Genomic DNA, 18,152 nt, shown 5'->3' with positions numbered 1-18,152 from the left:
TTCGCAAGCGCTCGCACCCAGCGGGCGCCGTGTTGATATCCCAGTCCTTTTTGACCCAGGAGAGATGCAATGAACCTTCGCCCTCTGCACGATCGCGTGATCGTCAAGCGTATTGAAAGCGAAACCACGACCGCTTCCGGCATCGTGATCCCCGACAACGCTGCCGAAAAGCCCGATCAAGGTGAAGTGCTGGCCGTCGGCCCCGGCAAGAAGAACGACAAGGGCGAAGTCGTCGCCCTGAACGTGAAGGTCGGTGACCGCGTTCTGTTCGGCAAGTACTCGGGCCAGACCGTCAAGGTCCATGGCGACGAGCTGCTGGTGATGAAGGAAGACGACCTGTTCGCCGTGGTCGAGAAGTAATTTCTTCTCCCCATCGAACACTCTAATTTCCATAGCTGCATGCGCTTGATACATAAGCGCTAGCGGCCAATTTGAACCCCATTTTGTAGGAGCCAATCATGGCAGCAAAAGACGTAGTTTTCGGCGGCGAAGCCCGCGCACGCATGGTTGAAGGCGTGAACGTTCTGGCCAACGCGGTCAAGGTCACCCTGGGCCCCAAGGGCCGCAACGTGGTGCTGGAGCGCTCGTTCGGCGCCCCCACCGTGACCAAGGACGGCGTGTCCGTGGCCAAGGAAATCGAACTCAAGGACAAGCTGCAGAACATGGGCGCCCAGCTCGTGAAGGAAGTGGCCTCCAAGACCAACGACATCGCTGGTGACGGCACCACGACCGCTACCGTGCTGGCCCAGGCCATCGTGCGGGAAGGCTCCAAGTACGTGGCCGCCGGCCTGAACCCGATGGACCTGAAGCGCGGCATCGACAAGGCGGTGGTGGCCCTGGTCGAAGAGCTGAAGAAGGCTTCCAAGGCCACGACGACCTCCAAGGAAATCGCCCAAGTGGGTTCGATCTCCGCCAACTCCGACGAGTCCGTGGGCAAGATCATTGCCGACGCGATGGACAAGGTCGGCAAGGAAGGCGTGATCACCGTGGAAGACGGCAAGAGCCTGGACAACGAGCTGGATGTCGTGGAAGGCATGCAGTTCGACCGCGGCTACCTGTCGCCCTACTTCATCAACAACCCCGAAAAGCAAGCCGCGATTCTGGACAACCCCTTCGTGCTGCTGTTCGACAAGAAGATCAGCAACATCCGTGACCTGCTGCCCACGCTGGAGCAAGTCGCCAAGGCCGGTCGTCCCCTGCTGATCATTGCCGAAGAAGTCGAAGGCGAAGCCCTGGCGACCCTGGTGGTGAACACGATCCGCGGCATCCTGAAGGTCGTGGCCGTCAAGGCGCCTGGCTTCGGCGACCGCCGCAAGGCCATGCTGGAAGACATCGCCATCCTGACGGGCGGCAAGGTCATCGCAGAAGAAGTGGGCCTGACGCTCGAGAAGGTCACGTTGGCCGACCTGGGCCAAGCCAAGACCATCGAAGTGGGCAAGGAAAACACGATCATCATCGACGGCGCCGGCGCTGCGGGTGACATCGAAGCCCGCGTCAAGCAGATCCGCATCCAGATCGAAGAAGCCACCAGCGACTACGACCGCGAGAAGCTGCAAGAGCGCGTGGCCAAGCTGGCCGGCGGCGTGGCCGTGATCAAGGTCGGCGCAGCCACCGAAGTCGAGATGAAGGAAAAGAAGGCCCGCGTGGAAGACGCCCTGCACGCGACCCGCGCTGCAGTGGAAGAAGGCATCGTGGCCGGTGGCGGCGTGGCCCTGCTGCGCGCCAAGCAAGCCGTGGGCGACAAGGTCAAGGGTGACAACGTCGACCAGGAAGCCGGCATCAAGCTGGTGCTGAAGGCTGTCGAAGCGCCCCTGCGCGAGATCGTCTACAACGCCGGTGGCGAGCCCTCGGTGGTGGTCAACAAGGTGCTGGAAGGCTCCGGCAACTTCGGCTTCAACGCCGCCAACGACACCTACGGCGACATGCTCGAACTGGGCATTCTGGACCCGACGAAGGTGACCCGCACGGCCCTGCAGAACGCCGCTTCCGTGGCCTCGCTGCTGCTGACGACCGAAGCCATGGTCGCCGAAGCACCGAAGGACGACGCTCCCGCCGGTGGCATGCCCGACATGGGCGGCATGGGTGGCATGGGCGGCATGGGCATGTAATCGCAGCCCGCCCGGCTGCTGCCGCAGGCAAGGGCTTCGGCCCTGCCTGCCACGCATCCACAAAAAAGCCCCGCAGGTCGCAAGGCCTGCGGGGCTTTTCTTATGGTCAGATCCCGGCAACGGAGGACGCTCCGAACCGGATGCCCCGCCCGCCCGGGCCGGGCGCCGCCGGCACCGGGCGCGACCGGTGCTTGCGCTCAGAACCGGTAGGTGGCGGTCAGCACGGCTTTGCGCCGCTCCGCCCACCAGCAGTCGCCGCGGGCCAGGCAGGTGCTCACATACTTCTTGTCCGCCACGTTGTTGATGTTGAGCGCATAGCGCCAGTGCTGGCTGTCATAGGCGAACAACGCATCGCCCACCACGGAAGACGGCACGCGCGGGCCGGTACCGTCCCGGAAAGCGGAGAGATAGCGGGCGCCCGCACCCACCGAGAAGCCGGTGACGCCACCCAGCGAGAAGCGGTACAGACCCCACACCGCCGCTTGGTTGCGCGGCAGGCCTTCCAGCGTTTTGTCCACGTCGGTGTAGTTGTAGTGCGCAATCAGGTCGAACACCGTCGACAGGCGGGTCTTCAGTTCCAGCTCCACGCCCTTGTTCTTGGTTTCGCCCGCCTGCAGCCGGTTGCCAGGATTGACAGGGTCGGCGATCAGCTGGTTCTTTTCCTTCAGCTGGTAGACCGACGCCGTGAAGGTGGTCGCGCTGCCCTCGGGCATGTACTTCAGTCCGGCCTCAATCTGCTCACCTTCGAGCGGCTTGAACCGGGCACCGGATACGGGGCTGGTGCCGCTGACGGGCGTGAACGACTCCGCATAGCTGAGGTACGGCGTCCAGCCCCCCGCCAGCTGGTACATCACGCCCAGGCGCTTGGTCGTGTCGCTGGAGCGTTCGTCGGGCGTGCCGTCCACGGCGCTGGTCACGCGGTCGTGGCGCAGGCCGGCAATGAAGATCCAACGGTCCCATTTCATCTGGTCCTGCACGTACAGGCCCGTCTGCCGCTGTTGGTTGCCCGCCACCGGCACGGCGCTCACCGCGGGCCGCCCGGTGTACACGGGCGAGAAGGCATCGATGGGCAGGTCGTAGGCATCGCCGGAGTCGGTCTTATCCTCGGTCTGGCGGTTCCAGTCCACCCCCAGCAGCAGCTGGTGCTGCAGGCGGCCGGTGTTGAGCCGGCCCAGCACGTTGGTATCCACCGTCGCCATGCGCGTGCGGGTGGTGTTTTCGCCGTACAGGCGGCCGATCACACGCTGGTTCACGGGGTCGTCGCCAAAGCCGCCCGGGATGCGGAAGAAGTCGGCGTAGTGGTACGCGCCCCGGTTGTCGTTGCGCGCGTAACGCAGGTTCTGGCGCACGGCCCAGGCGTCGTTGAAGCGGTGTTCGAACTGGTAGCCGAGCGTCTGTCGGTCGGTGTTGTAGTAGTCACCCGGGTCGCCGATGAAGCGGCTGGTCGGCAGCTTGCCGTTGGGGTTGGGCAGCAGCGTGCCCGACCAGGGCAGGAACTGCGCCACGCTGCCCGTGCGGTCCTGCTGCCAGTGCGCCTGCAGCAGCAGGGACGTGGCGGCGTTGGGGCGCCACATCAGCGATGGCGCCACCAGCCGGCGGTCATCCTGCACATGGTCCACCTGGGTGTCGGCATCGCGGGCCACGGCGACCAACCGGTACGACCACTGGCCGTCGGCGGTGAGCGGGCCGGTCAGGTCGGCCTGCAGCTGCTTGCGGTTCCAGGTGCCGATCTGCACACCGACCTCGCGCTGCGTTTCCTGCAAGGGGCGCTTGCTCACCATGTTGACCACGCCCGCCACCGTGCCGGCGCCGAACAGCATGCCCGATGGGCCGCGCAGCACTTCCAGCCGCTCCAGCGTGTACGGGTCGGCCGCGGCCGTGCTGGTGTAGTAGTTGTAGCCTTGGCGCAGGCCGTCCAGGTAGATGTCCGGCGAGCTGCCGCGCACGCGCACGCTGTCCGCGCGGCTGTCCAGGCCGTAGGCATCGCTGCGCACGCCTGCGGCATACAGGAGCGCGCCTTGGAAGGTGGTCGCGCCCTGGTCGACGATCTGGTCGCGGGTGATGACCGTCACCGACTGCGGCGTCTCGCTGAGCGGTGTATCGGTTTTGGTGGCGGTGGCGGCATTGCGGGCGCGATAGCCCACCACAGGGCCCGTGGCGGTTTCCTTTTCAGCGCTGGCGTCCACGCGCACTTCGGACAGGGTGGCTCCCGCCGTCTGCGCCGCCGCCCAAGGCAGCGGGCTGCAGACCAGGGCCACGGCTAGGGCGATCCGCTTCTGGGGTGTAGGCATGATGAATGTATGAAAATAGAATTGATAAGGATTCGCATTCTAAAAATCAATGCCGTAAACGCGGAGCGTGTGTCGTGTGCAGACAACGTGGCGGCGTGGAATCCGGAGAAAGAAGACGGCGGCCTCGCCGCTCAGGGCTAACCTGGCCAACGCCCGGATAGCTATTATTTTTATAGCGCATTGCGCTTGATAGATAAGCGTTCAGGCCACTTTTAAACCTCCATCGAGGCGTCGAGATGCCTGCGGCGCGCTACCGGACCCGGCGCAACGGGCCGGCCCCGCTCAGAAAACACGAGGGCCGCATCAGCGGCCCTTGGCATCTCGGATGGCGGCCAGGGCTCTGGCCCCTGGCCGCGTGTGTGTCAGCCCGCGCGCAGGTGGGCCACCAGCCCGGCGGTGGAGGCGTCCATGCCCTCGGTCGCCCCGGACGCCAGGCGCGGCTCCAGGTCCTTGGCCAGCACCTTGCCCAGTTCGACCCCCCATTGGTCGAAGCTGTTGATGCCCCAGACCGCACCGCTCACGAAGACGCGGTGCTCGTACAGGGCGACGAGCGCGCCCAGGGAGGCGGGATCCAGCCGCTCCAGCACCAGGAAGGTGCTGGGCCGGTTGCCCGTGAAGCGCTTGTGGCCGTCGTCGTTGGCGCGCCCCAGCATCAGCGCCTTGGCCTGCGCCAGCGCATTGGCGAGCAGGCGCGGGTGCTGGTCCGCCAGATCGCGGCCGGCCTCCCGCAGGGCGATGAACTCCACGGGCACGATGTCCGGACCCTGGTGGATCATCTGGAAGAAGGCATGCTGGCCATTGGTGCCGGGCTCGCCCCAGATCACGGGCGAGGTGGCGAACGGCAGGGTCTCGCCCCGCGCGTCCACACCCTTGCCATTGCTTTCCATCTCCAGTTGCTGCAGGTAGGCCGGCAGGCGGCGCAGGCCATGGCTGTAGGGCGCCACGCTGCGGCTGGTGAATCCGTGGAAATTGCGGTACCACACGTCCAGCAGGCCCAGGCGCACGGGCAGGTTCTGCGCGAGCGGCGCGCTGCGGAAGTGCTCGTCCATGGCGTGCGCGCCGGCCAGCAGGGCACGGAAACGCTCCGCACCGATGGCGATGGCGATCGGCAGCCCGATGGCGGACCACAGCGAGTACCGGCCGCCGACCCAGTCCCAGAAGCCCAGGGTGGTGTCGATGCCGAAGGTGCGCGCGGCCTCGATGTTGGTCGTCAGCGCATAGAAATGGCGCGACAGCGACAGCGGGGCCGCCCGGTCGTCGCTGCCGCCGTGCTCCACGAACCAGCGCCGCGCGGCATGCGCGTTCGTCATCGTCTCGGCGGTGGTGAAGGTCTTGGAGGCGATGAGGAACAGCGTGTTCTCGGGCCGCAGCTGTCGCAGCATGGTGCCCAGCTCCATGCCATCCACGTTCGAGATGAAGTGCAGCCGCTTGCCCGGATGGCGCAGGTCTTCCAGCGCCTTGACCACCACCGAAGGGCCCAGGTCGGAGCCGCCGATGCCGATGTTGACGATGTCGGTGATGGCGTCGTCGGCACGCACGCGCTCCGCCAGGGCCAGCATCGTGTCCAGCGTGCCGTGCACTTCCTGCAGCCCCGCAGCGACGGTCGCGTTCGGTGTCTGCGCATCCCGCGGCGTGCGCAGCAGCCAGTGCATGACGGCGCGCTCTTCGGTGTTGTTGATGGCCTCGCCCGCGAACATGGCATCACGGTACGCCTCCAGGCCGGATTCGCGCGCCAGCTGCAGCAGCAGTTCCTCGGCGCGTGCGTCGATCAGGTTCTTGGACAGGTCCGCAAAGACGTGCGGCGCCTGCTGGCTGAACCGCGCGAAGCGCTGGGCGTCGGAGGCGAAGGCACCCCGCAGGTCGAAGCCGCGCCCCATGCGTTCGTAATGGTCTTGCAGCAGGCCCCAGGCGGGCGTGCGGTCACAGCGGGTGCGGGTATCGGTCATGCGGCGGCTTGCATCAGTTGTTCGAGCTTGGCGGCATCGGCCGCGAAGGCGCGGATGCCCTCGGCCAGCTTCTCGGTGGCCATGGCATCGGCGTTGAGTGCATAGCGGAAGGCGGCCTCGTCGAAGTTCACCGCAGGCAGATCGACCTCGCGGGCGGCCGCGGGGTCCAGCGCACGGACCATGGGCGCCTCGCTCGCGGCCAGCTGGGCCAGCAGATCGGGGGCGATGGTGAGCAGATCGCAGCCGGCCAGGGCGATGATCTGCCCGACGTTGCGGAAGCTCGCGCCCATCACCTCGGTGGCGATGCCGAAGTGCTTGTAGTGGTTGTAGATGGTCCGCACCGATTGCACGCCCGGGTCGTTGGGGCCCGACATCGACGCCTCGTCCCACGACGCGCCCGCCTGCTTCTTGTACCAGTCGTAGATGCGGCCCACGAACGGGGAGATCAGCTGCACCTTGGCCTGGCCGCAGGCCACGGCCTGTGCGAACGAGAACAGCAGCGTGAGATTGGTGTGGATGCCGCGGCTCTCCAGGATGCGCGCGGCCTCGATGCCCTCCCAGGTGGAGGCGATCTTGATGAGCACGCGGTCCGTCGGAATGCCTTCGGCCTGGTACAGCTCGATGATGCGCTCGCCGCGCGTCACGGTGGCGGCGGTGTCGAAGGACAGGCGGGCATCCACTTCGGTGGACACGCGGCCGGGGATGAGCGAGAGGATCTCGCAGCCGAAGCGCACGATGAGGCGGTCCATCACCTCGTCCAGCGCGCGGCCGCGCCAGCGGCCCACGGCCTCGGTCATCAGCGGTGCGTACTCGGGTTTCTGCACGGCCTTGAGGATCAGCGAGGGGTTGGTGGTGGCATCCTGCGGCTGGAAGGCGCTCAACTGGCGGAAGTCGCCGGTATCGGCCACCACGGTGGTGAACTGTTTGAGCGCGTCGAGTTGGTTCATGGCAAATCCTCTCCCTGTGAAGCGCAGCAGGCTCTCGGTCCTGGCACGGCAACCGATGAGTGTATGCGGCGGATGGAGCGGTCCGCTGTCAGCGAAGGCCGCTTGCTGAAACTCGGTAACATAGTCCGTCGCTTTATTACCGATTCCGATTCCCTACGCAGGAGACACTCCCCCGATGAGCTTCGATCTGGTCTTGTTTGGCGGCACGGGCGATCTGGCCTGGCGCAAGCTGCTGCCCGCCCTCTTCCAGGCCTTCCGCCACGGCTCCCTGCCGGCGAACGGCCGCATCATCGGCGTGGCCCGCGACGACCTGAGCGACACGCAGTACCGCGACCTCATCGCCAGCCGCTTCGACGCCGTCATCCAGGAAAAGCGGCCCAGCGCCGCAGAGTTCGACCGCTTCGCCGCACTGCTGCAGTACCAGCGCATGGACCTGTCGCGCCCCGAGGACTACGCCGCGCTGGCCGCCCGCCTGCGCGAACGCAATGCCGATACGGTGGTGATGTACCTGGCCACCGCGCCCGGCCTGTTCACCACCGCCTGCGAGCAACTGGGCGCGGCCGGGCTGGCCACGCCGAACACCCGCGTGGTGCTGGAAAAACCCCTGGGCCACGACCTCGAATCCAATCGCGCCATCAACGCCGCCGTGCGCACGGTGTTCCGCGAGGAACAGATCTTCCGCATCGACCACTACCTGGGCAAACCGTCGGTGCAGAACCTGCTGGCGCTGCGCTTCGGCAACACGCTGTTCGAGCCGCTGTGGCGGCGCGAAACGGTGGCCAGCATCGAGATCACCATGGCCGAGAAGCTGGGTGTGGAAAAGCGCGGCGCCTTCTACGACGGCACCGGCGCGCTGCGCGACATGGTGCAGAACCACGCTCTGCAGTTGCTGTGCGCCATTGCCATGGAACCGCCCATCAATGCGCACGCCGACGCCATCCGCGACGAAAAGCTCAAGGTGCTGCGCTCGCTGGTGCCGTGGACGCCCGCCACGCTGGCGCGCGATGTGGTGCGCGGCCAGTACGCGGCCGGCAGCCTGGGCGGCGAGCGCGTGAAGGGCTATGCGGAAGAGCCCGGCGTGCCGCCCGACAGCCGCACCGAAACCTTCGTGGCCCTGCGCACCGAGATCGCCAACTGGCGCTGGGCCGGCGTGCCCTTCTACGTGCGCACCGGCAAGCGCCTGGCCTCGCACGAGGCGCACATCGCCATCAACTTCCGGCCGACGCCGCACCCCATCTACCGCTCGCCGCTGGGCGCGGCCAACCGGCTGGTGATCCATCTGCAGCCGCGCGACGGCGTGGCGCTGCACCTGTTCGCGGCCGGGCAGGAAAAGCGCGGCATGCGCATTTCCGAGGTGCAGTCGCTGGCGCCCGTGCACTTGGACCTGGACTTCGAGCAGCGCTTCGGCACCGAGCGGGTGGGCGCCTACGAACGCCTGCTGCTGGACGTGATTGCCGGCCGCCTGAACCTCTTCGTGCGCGCCGACGAGCAGGAGGCCGCCTGGCGCTGGGTGGAGCCCATCATGCAGTCCTGGCGCGACTCCGATGAGGGCCCGCGGCCCTACGCTGCCGGCAGCTGGGGCCCCAGTGCGGCCAGCGCCATGGTGGCGCGCGAAGGCCATAGCTGGATGGAGGAGGCGTGAAGCCCCTCCTGAGTCGCCTGCGGCGCCTTCCCCCCGAGGGGGGACGACGCCCGTGGCCCGGCAAAGCCGGTTCCACGGCGTCTGCTGGCACGGCCTGCTCCGCGGCCATCGGGCGGGTCGGACTGCTGCCGCGCTGGCGGCCGCAGGCCGCGGCGCCCGGCAGGGCGGAGGGCTGAGATGCTCGACCGCATCACCGCCTCCCTGCCCTCGCTGGCACCGGCCGAGCAGCGCGTGGCGCAGCTCGTGCTGGACGACGCGCGCGCCTTCGCGCGGCTGCCGGTGCGCGAGCTGGCCGCGCGGGCCGGTGTGAGCAAGCCTACCGTGGTGCGCTTTTGCCGCAGCATGGGCTACGACGGTCTGGCGGACTTCAAGCTCAAGCTGGCCGGCAGCGTGAGCGAGGGCGTGCCCTTCATCCACCGCAGCGTGGACGCCGACGACAAGACCGGCGATGTGCTGGTGAAGGTCGTGGACAACGCGGTGGCGGCCTTCCTGCAGTACCGCAACGCGGCCAGCACGGGCGCCATCGAGCGCGCGGCCGAGGCGATTGCCGCCACCTGGCAGACGGGCAAGCGCATCGAGTTCTACGGCGCGGGCAACTCGGGCATCGTGGCGCAGGACGCGCAGCACAAGTTCTTCCGCCTGGGCATCACCAGCATCAGCACCAGCGACGGCCACATGCAGGTGATGAGCGCCACGCTGCTGGGGCCCGGCGACTGCGTGGTGATCGTGTCCAACTCGGGCCGCACACGCGACCTGATGGATGCGGCCGACATCGCACGCAAGAAGGGCGCGACCACCATCGCCATCACGGCCAGCGGCTCGCCGCTGGCACTGGCCTGCCACATCCACCTGGCCGCCGACCACCCCGAAGGCTACGACCGGTACAGCCCCATGGTGTCGCGCCTTATGCACCTGCTGATCATCGACGTGCTGGCCACCTGCGTGGCCCTGCGCATCGGCGAGCCCCTGCAGCCGCTGCTGCAGCAGATGAAGGACAACCTGCGCGCCAAGCGCTATACCTGAGTCGGAGCGCGTCCGGTGCCAGCCCCATTGGCAGACGTCGGGCAGGTCGCACGCGCTTTGGGACTTCGGGCTGACTATGGGCACGGGCGGTGGTTCTACGGCGTGGCGCCGGGCCATCTTCCGCGCCACGCGGGCTACAGCCTGGGCTACGCGCTGACGGCCGCACAGCTCGTCCACGCGGCGGCGGCGACGTTTCTGCAGCCGGCCACGGCATAACCTGGCCAGTCCGCTCCTGCGGAAATTCAAGCCAAAACAGGCGCTAGCGCTGTCTGCACTAGCGCAAGCAGCTATACAAGCTATAGCAAAATCACCTGAAGCACTGCGCTGGCAGTGCCAGCGGCCTCGGATGCCCCTGCAGCCGCTTTCTTCCTTCCTACCGCGCCGCAGGCGCGACGAAGCTCTTGGTGCTGTACAGCTCGTGCGGCAGGCGGCCCAGGCGGGGCAGCCCGCTGACCGGGTCCTTGGCCTGCTTTTCGATGTAGCTGAAGAACACGTCGGCATCCAGCACGCCGATGTCCAGGCGGCGGGTGGCCGGCACGGCGGCCAGTGTCTTGTAGCCGTCGCCGCCGGTGGCGTTGAAGCTCAGGACGAACAGGCGGTAGGTCTTGGCCGCATCGAGCGGCTCCCAGGCGCCGCTGGTGGCGTTGCGCACTTCGGCACCCGAGATGCGTTGGCCGAACGCTGCCTGGGCATTCACGTCGAAGCGCAGGCCTCCGGTGTAGGGATACGGGCCGGTGGAGCCGCCCGCGCCATACACGGCCTCCAGGCCGTCTTCCAGCATGGCCTTCACTTCCGTGCCGGTCACGTTGAGGCGGAACAGCATGTTGCCGAAGGGCAGCACCTGGATCGCCTGCGCCGCCGTCACGGTGCCGGTCAGCGGAATGCGCACGCCGCCGCCGCTTTGCAGCGAGATGTCGGCACCGCCGTACTGCGCGTTGGCCACGTCCAGATACGCTTGCGCCACCAGCTGCTGGATGTCGCCGCCCCGCACGCTCACGCTGCCCTCGGCCGTGCACGCAGCGCTGGACCGGCTGTAGTCGGCCGTGCCCGGCCCGCCCGGAACGCGGCGCGAGCACAGCTCTTGCGGCACCGTCGCCACCTGGGTCTGGTTGAACACCGCCACTCGGTCCTTGTAGGGCTGCAGCTTCTGCGTGGCCGCTGCCGATGGCTGCGTCACGCGCAGGAAGCCCGTGGCGGCCACGGCGGCGTCGATCGCCTTCTTCTCCGCGTCGGTGGGCGCCTTGCCGGCCACCGTGAAGTCACTGCCGATCAGCACATGCGGCGTGCCCGCGCACTGCGTGACGTTGCCAGCCGCGTCGAACGAGACCTTCAACTCGCCCACCACCTGGGCGTACTCCCAGGCCTGCACCACGCAGACGTTCCTGCCGTCCTTGTCGGCCAGGCGTGTGGGGTAGGCGCCGCCCGGGGTGCCCACGCCGGTGGTGGCCAGCGTATCGGGGCCCAGCAGGGTGTGCGAGTCGCCGCCCACTACCACGTCCACGCCCGAGAGCCGGGGCACGATCTGCAGGTCGTAGCCATAGCCCACATGGCTCATGACCACGATCTTGTTGATGCCCTGCGCGCGCAGCTTGTCGATCTCGCGCTGCGCGGCGGTGGCCTCGTCTTCGAACGTGGTGTCGGCGTCGGGGCTGGACGAGGCCTTGGTCTTCTGCGCGATGGTGAGGCCGACGATGCCGATCTTCTGCCCGCCGCGTTCCACCACCGCCACAGGGTTTACATAGCCGGGCGCCCTGGCCGCGCTCAGTGCGGAATTGGCGCCGAACGCCACGTTGGCGCTCAGCACCGGCGTCTTGCAGCTGCCCTGGTGCAGCAGATCGATGAAGCCCTTGAGCCCGCTGTCGCCCTTGTCGAACTCGTGGTTGCCCAGCGTGAAGGCGTCGAAGCACACCGTGTTCATCAGCGCGGCATCGGCCTCGCCATCGCTGCCTGCGCGGTTGAAGTACAGCGTACCGGTGAGCGCATCCCCGGCGTGCAGCTTGAGCACGTTGGGCGACTGCGCGGCCAGCGACTCGATGGCTGCGGCCACCCGCGGGAAGCCGCCGGCATCCACCGCCACGTTGACCGGGCTGGCGCCACCGGCCGAGAGCGTCAGGGTCTTGGACTTGGACTCCAGGGTGGAGTGGTGGTCGTTGATGTGCAGGATCGTCAGTTCCATGGGCTGGCCGGCGCTGCCCGTGCCGCCGCCGCTGCCCGGATTGCCGGTGCTGCCGGTGCCGTTGTTGCTGTCGTCGCCGCTGCCGCCGCAGGCAGCCAGCACGCCGGCAGCCACCAGCGCCACCACACCCGTACGCAGGCGCCATGCGCCCTGCTGGTTCGATCCCATCACACGCTCTCCCGTCTTGATTCAAAGCCGGCATGGTGGTGCGCAAGGATGACAGCGGCATGAAAGGCCTGGGGCTTCGCACGGCGGATGGCCACCACAGGCATCTCGGCTGGCGGCCCCCAATACGGCCACTTTCTGGCTAAATGTGTGCGCAAACGCACCGACCGCGTTCGCACCTCCCGCCGACACTGCGTGCTTTCCGCCACACACATTCAGAGAGGACCACACCATGAACACCAAGACCCTGCATTCCACGTCCCGCACCACGGCTTCGCCGGCTGCCATCCCGTCGACCGACGATGCCGGCAAGCTGGTGCTGCGCCTGTCCATCGGCATCCTGGTGCTGCTGCACGGCATCTTCAAGGTACACGCCGGCGTGGGCTTCATCGCCGGCATGCTGGAGAAGGCCGGCCTGCCAGGCGTGCTGGCCTACGGCGTATTCATCGGCGAGATCGTGGCGCCGCTGCTGCTGATCGCCGGCATCGCCACGCGCGCCGGCGCGGCCATCATCGTGGTCAACATGCTGGTGGCCTTCGGCCTGGTGCACATGGCCGACCTGTTCGCGCTCACCAAGCAAGGCGGCTGGGCGCTGGAACTGCAGGGCCTGTACCTCTTCGGCGCGCTGGCGGTGATGCTGCTGGGCGCCGGCCGCTACAGCCTGGGCGGCGTGCACGGCCGCTTCAACTAAGAGGGGGTAAACGGGTCCACCACCCAGGCCCGTTCTACGAAACAACGCCGGATTGCTTCACACCTTCTGAGCGGCCCAGCGGTGCACGCGGGCCACAGCCGCACCCCTCAGATCCGGGCCGGCGATAGCGCGGCTTCCAAAGCAAAAGCCCCGCAGGCGACTGCGGGGCTTTTGCTATTTATTTGATAGCTTCCTACGCTTTATCCACAAGTGCCAGCGGCCCAAAACACTCAAACCGCCAGCGCTTGCAGCGGAATGCGGCCTTCCTCGATACCGTGGCATGCCACGCGGGTACCGCCGTCGTTGATGAGCGCGGGGCGCTCGGTGCGGCAGCGGTCGTTGGCGTAGGGGCAGCGCGGATTGAAGGCGCAGCCGGACGGCGGATTCAGGGGGTTGGGCACCTCGCCCTGCACGGGCGTGCGCGCCTTGCCCGTGTCATGCATCTTCGGGATCGCGTCCAGCAGCATGCGCGTGTACGGGTGGCGCGGGGCCGCGAACAGCTGCTGCTTGTCGGCCAGCTCGACCAGGCGGCCCAGGTACATCACGCCGACCTGGTCGCTCACGTGGCGCACCACGGCGAGGTTGTGGCTGATGAACAGGTAGGTGAGCTGCCGCTGGCGCTGCAGGTCCTTCATGATGTTGAGCACCTGCGCCTGCACCGACACGTCAAGCGCGGACGTGGGCTCGTCGCACACCAGAAACTCCGGCTCGGTCGCCAGGGCCCGCGCAATCGAGATGCGCTGGCGCTGGCCGCCCGAGAACTGGTGCGGGTACTTCACCATGTCCAGCGGCGACAGGCCGACCGATTGCAGCAGCTCGCCCACGCGTGCTTTCAGCTGCGCCTTGTCGGTGATCAGGCCGTGCTCGCGCAGCGGCTCGCCGATGATGTCTTCCACCAGCCAGCGCGGGTTCAGGCTTGCGTATGGGTCCTGGAAGATCATCTGGATGCGCCGGCGCATGGCCTGCGCGTTGCTGCCCTTGAAGGCCGCGTGGGCGTCCTGGTCGTCGAAGGTCAGGCCGCCCCGCGTGGGCTCGTACAAGCCCACCAGCAGGCGCGCTACGGTGCTCTTGCCGCAGCCCGATTCGCCCACCAGGGCCAGCGTCTTGCCCTTCTCGATCTCGAAGCTCACGCCGTCCACGGCATGCAGCAGCGCGCGCGGCTTGCGCTCCAGCACGCGGTTCAGCCAGGGGGCGGACACGTCGAAGGTCTTGGCCAGGTCGTGCGCGCGCACCAGAGGCTGCGCGCCGCTCGTGGCACCTGATGCTGCGGCGGCTGCGTTCTTCTCTTGCACGGCGCTCATGCGGTTTCTCCGGTGATGGCGGCGGCTTGCGCCTGGGTGTCGTGCAGCCAGCAGGCCGCGCGCGTAGCACCGGCCTGCAACAGGTCGGGCCGCTCGACCAGGCAGCGGTCGAAGGTGTGCTTGCAGCGCGGGTTGAAGGCGCAGCCCTTGGGAATGGCGTTCAGGCGCGGCATGGCACCGTCGATCTGGTTCAGGCGCTCACGGTCCTGCGCCATGTCGGGGATGGAAGCCATCAGGCCGGCCGTGTAGGGATGGGCGGGGTGGTTGATGACCTCGTGCACCGGGCCGATCTCGGCGATGCGGCCGGCGTACATGACGGCCACGCGGTCGCAGGTCTCGGCGATCACGCCCATGTCGTGCGTGATCAGCATCACGGCCGCGCCGCGCGATTTGCAGATGTTCTTCAGCAATTGAATGATCTGCGCCTGGATGGACACGTCCAGCGCCGTCGTGGGCTCGTCGGCCACGATGAGCTTGGGCTCGGCCGCCAGGGCCAGGGCGATCACCACGCGCTGGCGCATGCCGCCCGAGAACTGGTGCGGGTAGTGGTCGATGCGCTGCTCGGCCGCTGGAATGCCCGTGTCCTTGAGCAGGTCGATGGCGCGGCGGCGGGCTTCGGCGGCGTTCACCGGCAGATGGGTCTGAATGGTTTCGGTGAGCTGCTGGCCCACGGTGTACAGCGGGTTCAGCGAGGTCAGCGGGTCCTGGAAGATCGCGCCGATCTTGCGGCCACGGATGTGGCGCATCTGGTCGTTCTTGAGGTGGTCGATGCGCTGGCCTTCCAGCAGGATCTGGCCGGAGGCCACGCGGCCCGGCGGCTCCAGCAGGCCGATGATGGACGCACCGGTGAGCGACTTGCCCGCACCGGATTCACCCACCACGCCCAGGATTTCTCCGGGTGCGATCGAGAAGGAAATATCGTCCAGCGCGCGCAGCGTGCCGCGGCGGCCGGGGAATTCGACGACGAGGTTCTTGACTTCGAGTAGGGACATGGCAATCAATCCGTTATCTGGTGCACGAGCGCGCGTTCGTGGAACTGGCGCGGTCCAGGCCAGCGGCCGCCGAGCAAGGGCCGCCCCGCAGTGGGGGCGGCGTCCCCCCGCCCATCGCGCAGCGATGAGAGAAGGGGCTGAGCGCCGTGGCTCCAAGCCTGCCCGCGCAGGCTTGGACGTGCGCGAAGAGCCGCGGCCTCAGGCCGGGGTACGGAGCGACGAAGTCGCACAGGAGGTAGTGCTTCATGTTCAACGCAGGCGGGGGTTCAGGGCGTCGCGCAGCCAGTCGCCCAGCAGGTTCACCGACAGTGCGATGAGCACCAGCATGACGCCCGGGAACACGGTGATCCACCATTCGCCGGAGAAGAGGTAGTCGTTGCCGATGCGGATCAGCGTGCCCAGCGAGGGCGACGTGGGCGGCGCGCCCACCCCCAGGAAAGACAGCGTGGCCTCGGTGATGATGGCCGTGGCCACTTGGATGGTGGCCAGCACCATGACCGGGCCCATCACGTTGGGCAGCACGTGCTTGCGCATGATGCGCAGCGGCGACACGCCCGTGACGCGGGCGGCCTGCACGTATTCCTTGTTGCGCTCCACCAGCGTGGAGCCGCGCACCGTGCGCGCGTACTGCACCCACCCGGTGAGCGAGATGGAAATGATCAGCACGCCGAAGGCCAGCGACTCGTGCGCATTGGGGAACACCGCACGGCCCACGCCGGCGATCAGCAGCGCCACCAGGATGGCGGGGAAGGACAGCATCACATCGCACAGGCGCATCAGCACGCCGTCCACCCAGCCGCCGCGAAAGCCTGCCAGCAGGCCCAGCGCCACGCCCACCACCACCGACAGCACCACCGAGGCGAAGCCAACGATCAGCGAGATGCGGGCGCCGTAGATCACGGCGGAGAGGATGTCGCGGCCCTGGTCGTCGGTGCCCAGCGGGTACTTCCAGGTGCCGCCGCCTTCGGTGTTCCACCAGGGCGGCAGCCGCGCGTCGGACAGCTCCAGCGTGGTCAGGTCGAACGGGTTGTGCGGCGCCACCCAGCCGGCGAAGACCGCGCAGAACACGCAGACGACGGCGATCAGGGCCGCGCCGATGGCCACGGGCGAGGTGCGGAAGCTGTGGCCGACATCGCTGTCGTACCAGCGGAAGAGCGTTTTTTTCATCGTGAGGACTCTCGGGAAACAAGGGCAGGTCAGGCAGGCGGATGGCCGGTCTGGCTGCGGTCGGGGCCTGCGTCGGCGGTGGCCGCTGCAGGCACTGCGGGCGCAGGGCGCCGTCAGGCTACGGACTGATGCTCATCCACTTGAAAGGCATGAAGTTGTCGGCCAGCTGGACCAGCCGGACCTTGCGGGACACCCCCCAGGCCAGGGCCTGCTGGTGCAGCGGAATGTGGCCGACGTCGGCCGCATGCAGTTCGAACGCCTGGCGGATCAGCGCGTTGCGCCGGGTCCTGTCGGTCTCCGACTGCACCTGCTGGGTCAACGCGTCCACCTTCGGGTTGCAGTAGCCGCCCAGGTTGAACTGCCCTGCCCCCTTGTCGTCCACGCAGGATGCGATGGCGTTCAGCGCGTTGTGCGCGTCGTAGGTGGCCGGCGTCCAGCCGAGCATGTAGAAGCTGGTGTCGCGCCGCAGCACCTTGGGGAAGTACGTGCCCTTGGTCTCGGCCTGCAGATTCACCTTGACGTTGATGCGCGACAGGTTGGCGGCAATGGTCTGACAGATGCGCGCATCGTTCACGTAGCGGTCGTTGGGGCAGTTCATGCCGACCTCGAAGCCCTCGGCATAGCCCGCCTCTGCCATCAGCTTCTTGGCGGCGTTGACGTCGTAGGCCAGGCGCTTGATGTCGGGAGTGAAGCCGTTCACGCCCGGGCCCACGAGCAGCGCCGACGGATTGCTCGCGCCGCGCATCACCGTCTTGCGGATGCCGTCGATGTCGATGGCCTGGTAGAAGGCCTGGCGCACGCGCTTGTCCTTGAAGGGGTTCTTGCCCTTCACGCTGGAATACAGCAGCTCGTCGCGCTTCTGGTCCATGCCCAGGAAGATGGTGCGCAGCTCGGGGCCGGTGACGGCGCGCGTAAGGTTGCTGCCGTTCACACGGTCGATGTCCTGCAGCGGCACGGGCTCCATCACGTCCACCTCGCCCGACAGCAGCGCGGCCACGCGGGTGGCATCGTTGCCGATGGGGGTGTAGACCACCTCCGCGGCATTGCTCTCGATGGTGCCCCAGTAGCTGCCGTTGCGCGTGAACACGGTGCGCACGTTGGGCTGGCGCTCTCGCACGCGGAACGGGCCGGTGCCGTTGGCGCGGAACGACGCCGCGTTCTCCACGCCCTTGCGGCGGTCCACCGGCACGACGGCCTGGTTCGTCTCGCACCAGCTCTTGCTCATCATGTAGACCAGCGTGAGCACCTCGGGCAGGATGGGGTACGGCGCCTTGGTCTCGATCTCGACCGTGTGGTCGTCGATCTTGCGCACCTCCTGGAAGTCGTTGGTGTACGTCTTCATGTCGGACGCGTTGGCCTGCGTGCGCTGCAGGGAGAACAGCACGTCGTCTGCCGTGAACGGCGTGCCGTCGTGGAAAAGCACGCCCTTGCGCAGTTCGAAGCGCCAGACCGTGGGCGCGGTCTGCTTCCAGGCCGTGGCCAGCGCCGGCGCCAGGCTCAAATCCTTGTTGCGCCCGATCAGCGGTTCGTACACGTTGCCGGTGACGCTCAGCTGCAGCGACTCGTTGAGCGAGTGCGGGTCCATGGACAGCGCATCGCCCTGGTTCGCCACCCGGATCACCTGCGCATTCGCTACCAAAACCATAGCTGGCAGCGCAATCAGGACGGACGCTGCGGCCCATTTTCTTTGTATTTTCATGGAG

At 67.5% G+C, this 18,152-nt stretch carries 13 protein-coding genes; 5 read left to right on the top strand and 8 right to left on the bottom strand.

Going from position 1 to position 18,152, the window contains the following annotated elements; translation table 11 throughout:
* Window positions 1–69 precede the first annotated feature (69 nt).
* Both QE399_RS10475 and groL read left to right on the top strand, forming a co-directional pair.
* Window positions 70–360 (top strand): co-chaperone GroES, encoded by a 291-nt coding sequence (locus tag QE399_RS10475; RefSeq protein WP_056660833.1) that lies wholly within the window; start codon window positions 70–72, stop codon window positions 358–360.
* Window positions 361–458: 98 nt separating this feature from the next.
* Window positions 459–2,108, top strand: coding sequence for a chaperonin GroEL (groL, locus tag QE399_RS10470; RefSeq protein ID WP_092940477.1), 1,650 nt, complete (start codon window positions 459–461; stop codon window positions 2,106–2,108).
* A gap of 197 nt (window positions 2,109–2,305) precedes the next feature.
* Here the strand turns inward: groL and QE399_RS10465 are convergent, their stop codons facing one another.
* The 3 genes from QE399_RS10465 to tal all read right to left on the bottom strand — a co-directional run bounded on the left by QE399_RS10465 (window position 2,306) and on the right by tal (window position 7,292).
* The gene (locus QE399_RS10465; RefSeq protein ID WP_309828533.1) at window positions 2,306–4,399 is read right to left on the bottom strand and encodes a TonB-dependent siderophore receptor; all 2,094 of its coding nucleotides are present in this window, start codon (window positions 4,397–4,399) and stop codon (window positions 2,306–2,308) included.
* A 362-nt stretch (window positions 4,400–4,761) separates the two neighbouring features.
* Window positions 4,762–6,345, bottom strand: a complete 1,584-nt coding sequence (pgi, locus tag QE399_RS10460) for a glucose-6-phosphate isomerase (RefSeq protein WP_309828531.1) — start codon at window positions 6,343–6,345, stop codon at window positions 4,762–4,764.
* Window positions 6,342–7,292, bottom strand: coding sequence for a transaldolase (tal, locus tag QE399_RS10455; protein WP_309828529.1), 951 nt, complete (start codon window positions 7,290–7,292; stop codon window positions 6,342–6,344). The genes pgi and tal overlap by 4 nt, the downstream gene beginning before the upstream one ends.
* Window positions 7,293–7,467: 175 nt before the next feature.
* On the opposite strand from tal, the gene zwf reads away from it, so the two are divergent.
* Window positions 7,468–8,934, top strand: a complete 1,467-nt coding sequence (gene zwf, locus QE399_RS10450; RefSeq protein ID WP_309828527.1) for a glucose-6-phosphate dehydrogenase — start codon at window positions 7,468–7,470, stop codon at window positions 8,932–8,934.
* Window positions 8,935–9,111: 177 nt separating this feature from the next.
* Window positions 9,112–9,957 carry a MurR/RpiR family transcriptional regulator gene (locus QE399_RS10445; RefSeq protein WP_309828525.1) on the top strand — a complete coding sequence of 282 codons (846 nt, stop codon included), beginning with the start codon at window positions 9,112–9,114 and terminating at the stop codon, window positions 9,955–9,957.
* 373 nt (window positions 9,958–10,330) lie between these two features.
* Here the strand turns inward: QE399_RS10445 and QE399_RS10440 are convergent, their stop codons facing one another.
* Window positions 10,331–12,301, bottom strand: a complete 1,971-nt coding sequence (locus QE399_RS10440) for a bifunctional metallophosphatase/5'-nucleotidase (RefSeq protein ID WP_309828524.1) — start codon at window positions 12,299–12,301, stop codon at window positions 10,331–10,333.
* Window positions 12,302–12,530: 229 nt separating this feature from the next.
* On the opposite strand from QE399_RS10440, the gene QE399_RS10435 reads away from it, so the two are divergent.
* Window positions 12,531–12,989 carry a DoxX family protein gene (locus QE399_RS10435; RefSeq protein WP_405043481.1) on the top strand — a complete coding sequence of 153 codons (459 nt, stop codon included), beginning with the start codon at window positions 12,531–12,533 and terminating at the stop codon, window positions 12,987–12,989.
* Between the two features lie 230 nt (window positions 12,990–13,219).
* Here QE399_RS10435 and QE399_RS10430 read toward each other — a convergent pair whose 3' ends face one another.
* The 4 genes from QE399_RS10430 to QE399_RS10415 all read right to left on the bottom strand — a co-directional run bounded on the left by QE399_RS10430 (window position 13,220) and on the right by QE399_RS10415 (window position 18,148).
* Complete coding sequence (locus QE399_RS10430; protein WP_309828522.1) at window positions 13,220–14,290, bottom strand: ABC transporter ATP-binding protein; 1,071 nt, start codon at window positions 14,288–14,290, stop codon at window positions 13,220–13,222.
* On the bottom strand, window positions 14,287–15,282 hold the full coding sequence (locus QE399_RS10425) for an ABC transporter ATP-binding protein (protein ID WP_309828521.1): 996 nt from the start codon (window positions 15,280–15,282) through the stop codon (window positions 14,287–14,289). The genes QE399_RS10430 and QE399_RS10425 overlap by 4 nt, the downstream gene beginning before the upstream one ends.
* A 249-nt stretch (window positions 15,283–15,531) precedes the next feature.
* Entirely contained in the window at window positions 15,532–16,449 is a 918-nt protein-coding gene (locus QE399_RS10420; RefSeq protein ID WP_309828520.1) for an ABC transporter permease, read from the bottom strand.
* A 118-nt stretch (window positions 16,450–16,567) separates the two neighbouring features.
* Window positions 16,568–18,148, bottom strand: a complete 1,581-nt coding sequence (locus QE399_RS10415; protein WP_405043478.1) for an ABC transporter substrate-binding protein — start codon at window positions 18,146–18,148, stop codon at window positions 16,568–16,570.
* Window positions 18,149–18,152 lie beyond the last annotated feature (4 nt).

This window comes from Paracidovorax wautersii (assembly GCF_031453675.1).
GTDB lineage: Bacteria > Pseudomonadota > Gammaproteobacteria > Burkholderiales > Burkholderiaceae_C > Paracidovorax.
The sequence above is the reverse complement of the archived record's forward strand: the minus strand, read 5'-3'. Positions and strand labels throughout refer to the sequence as shown.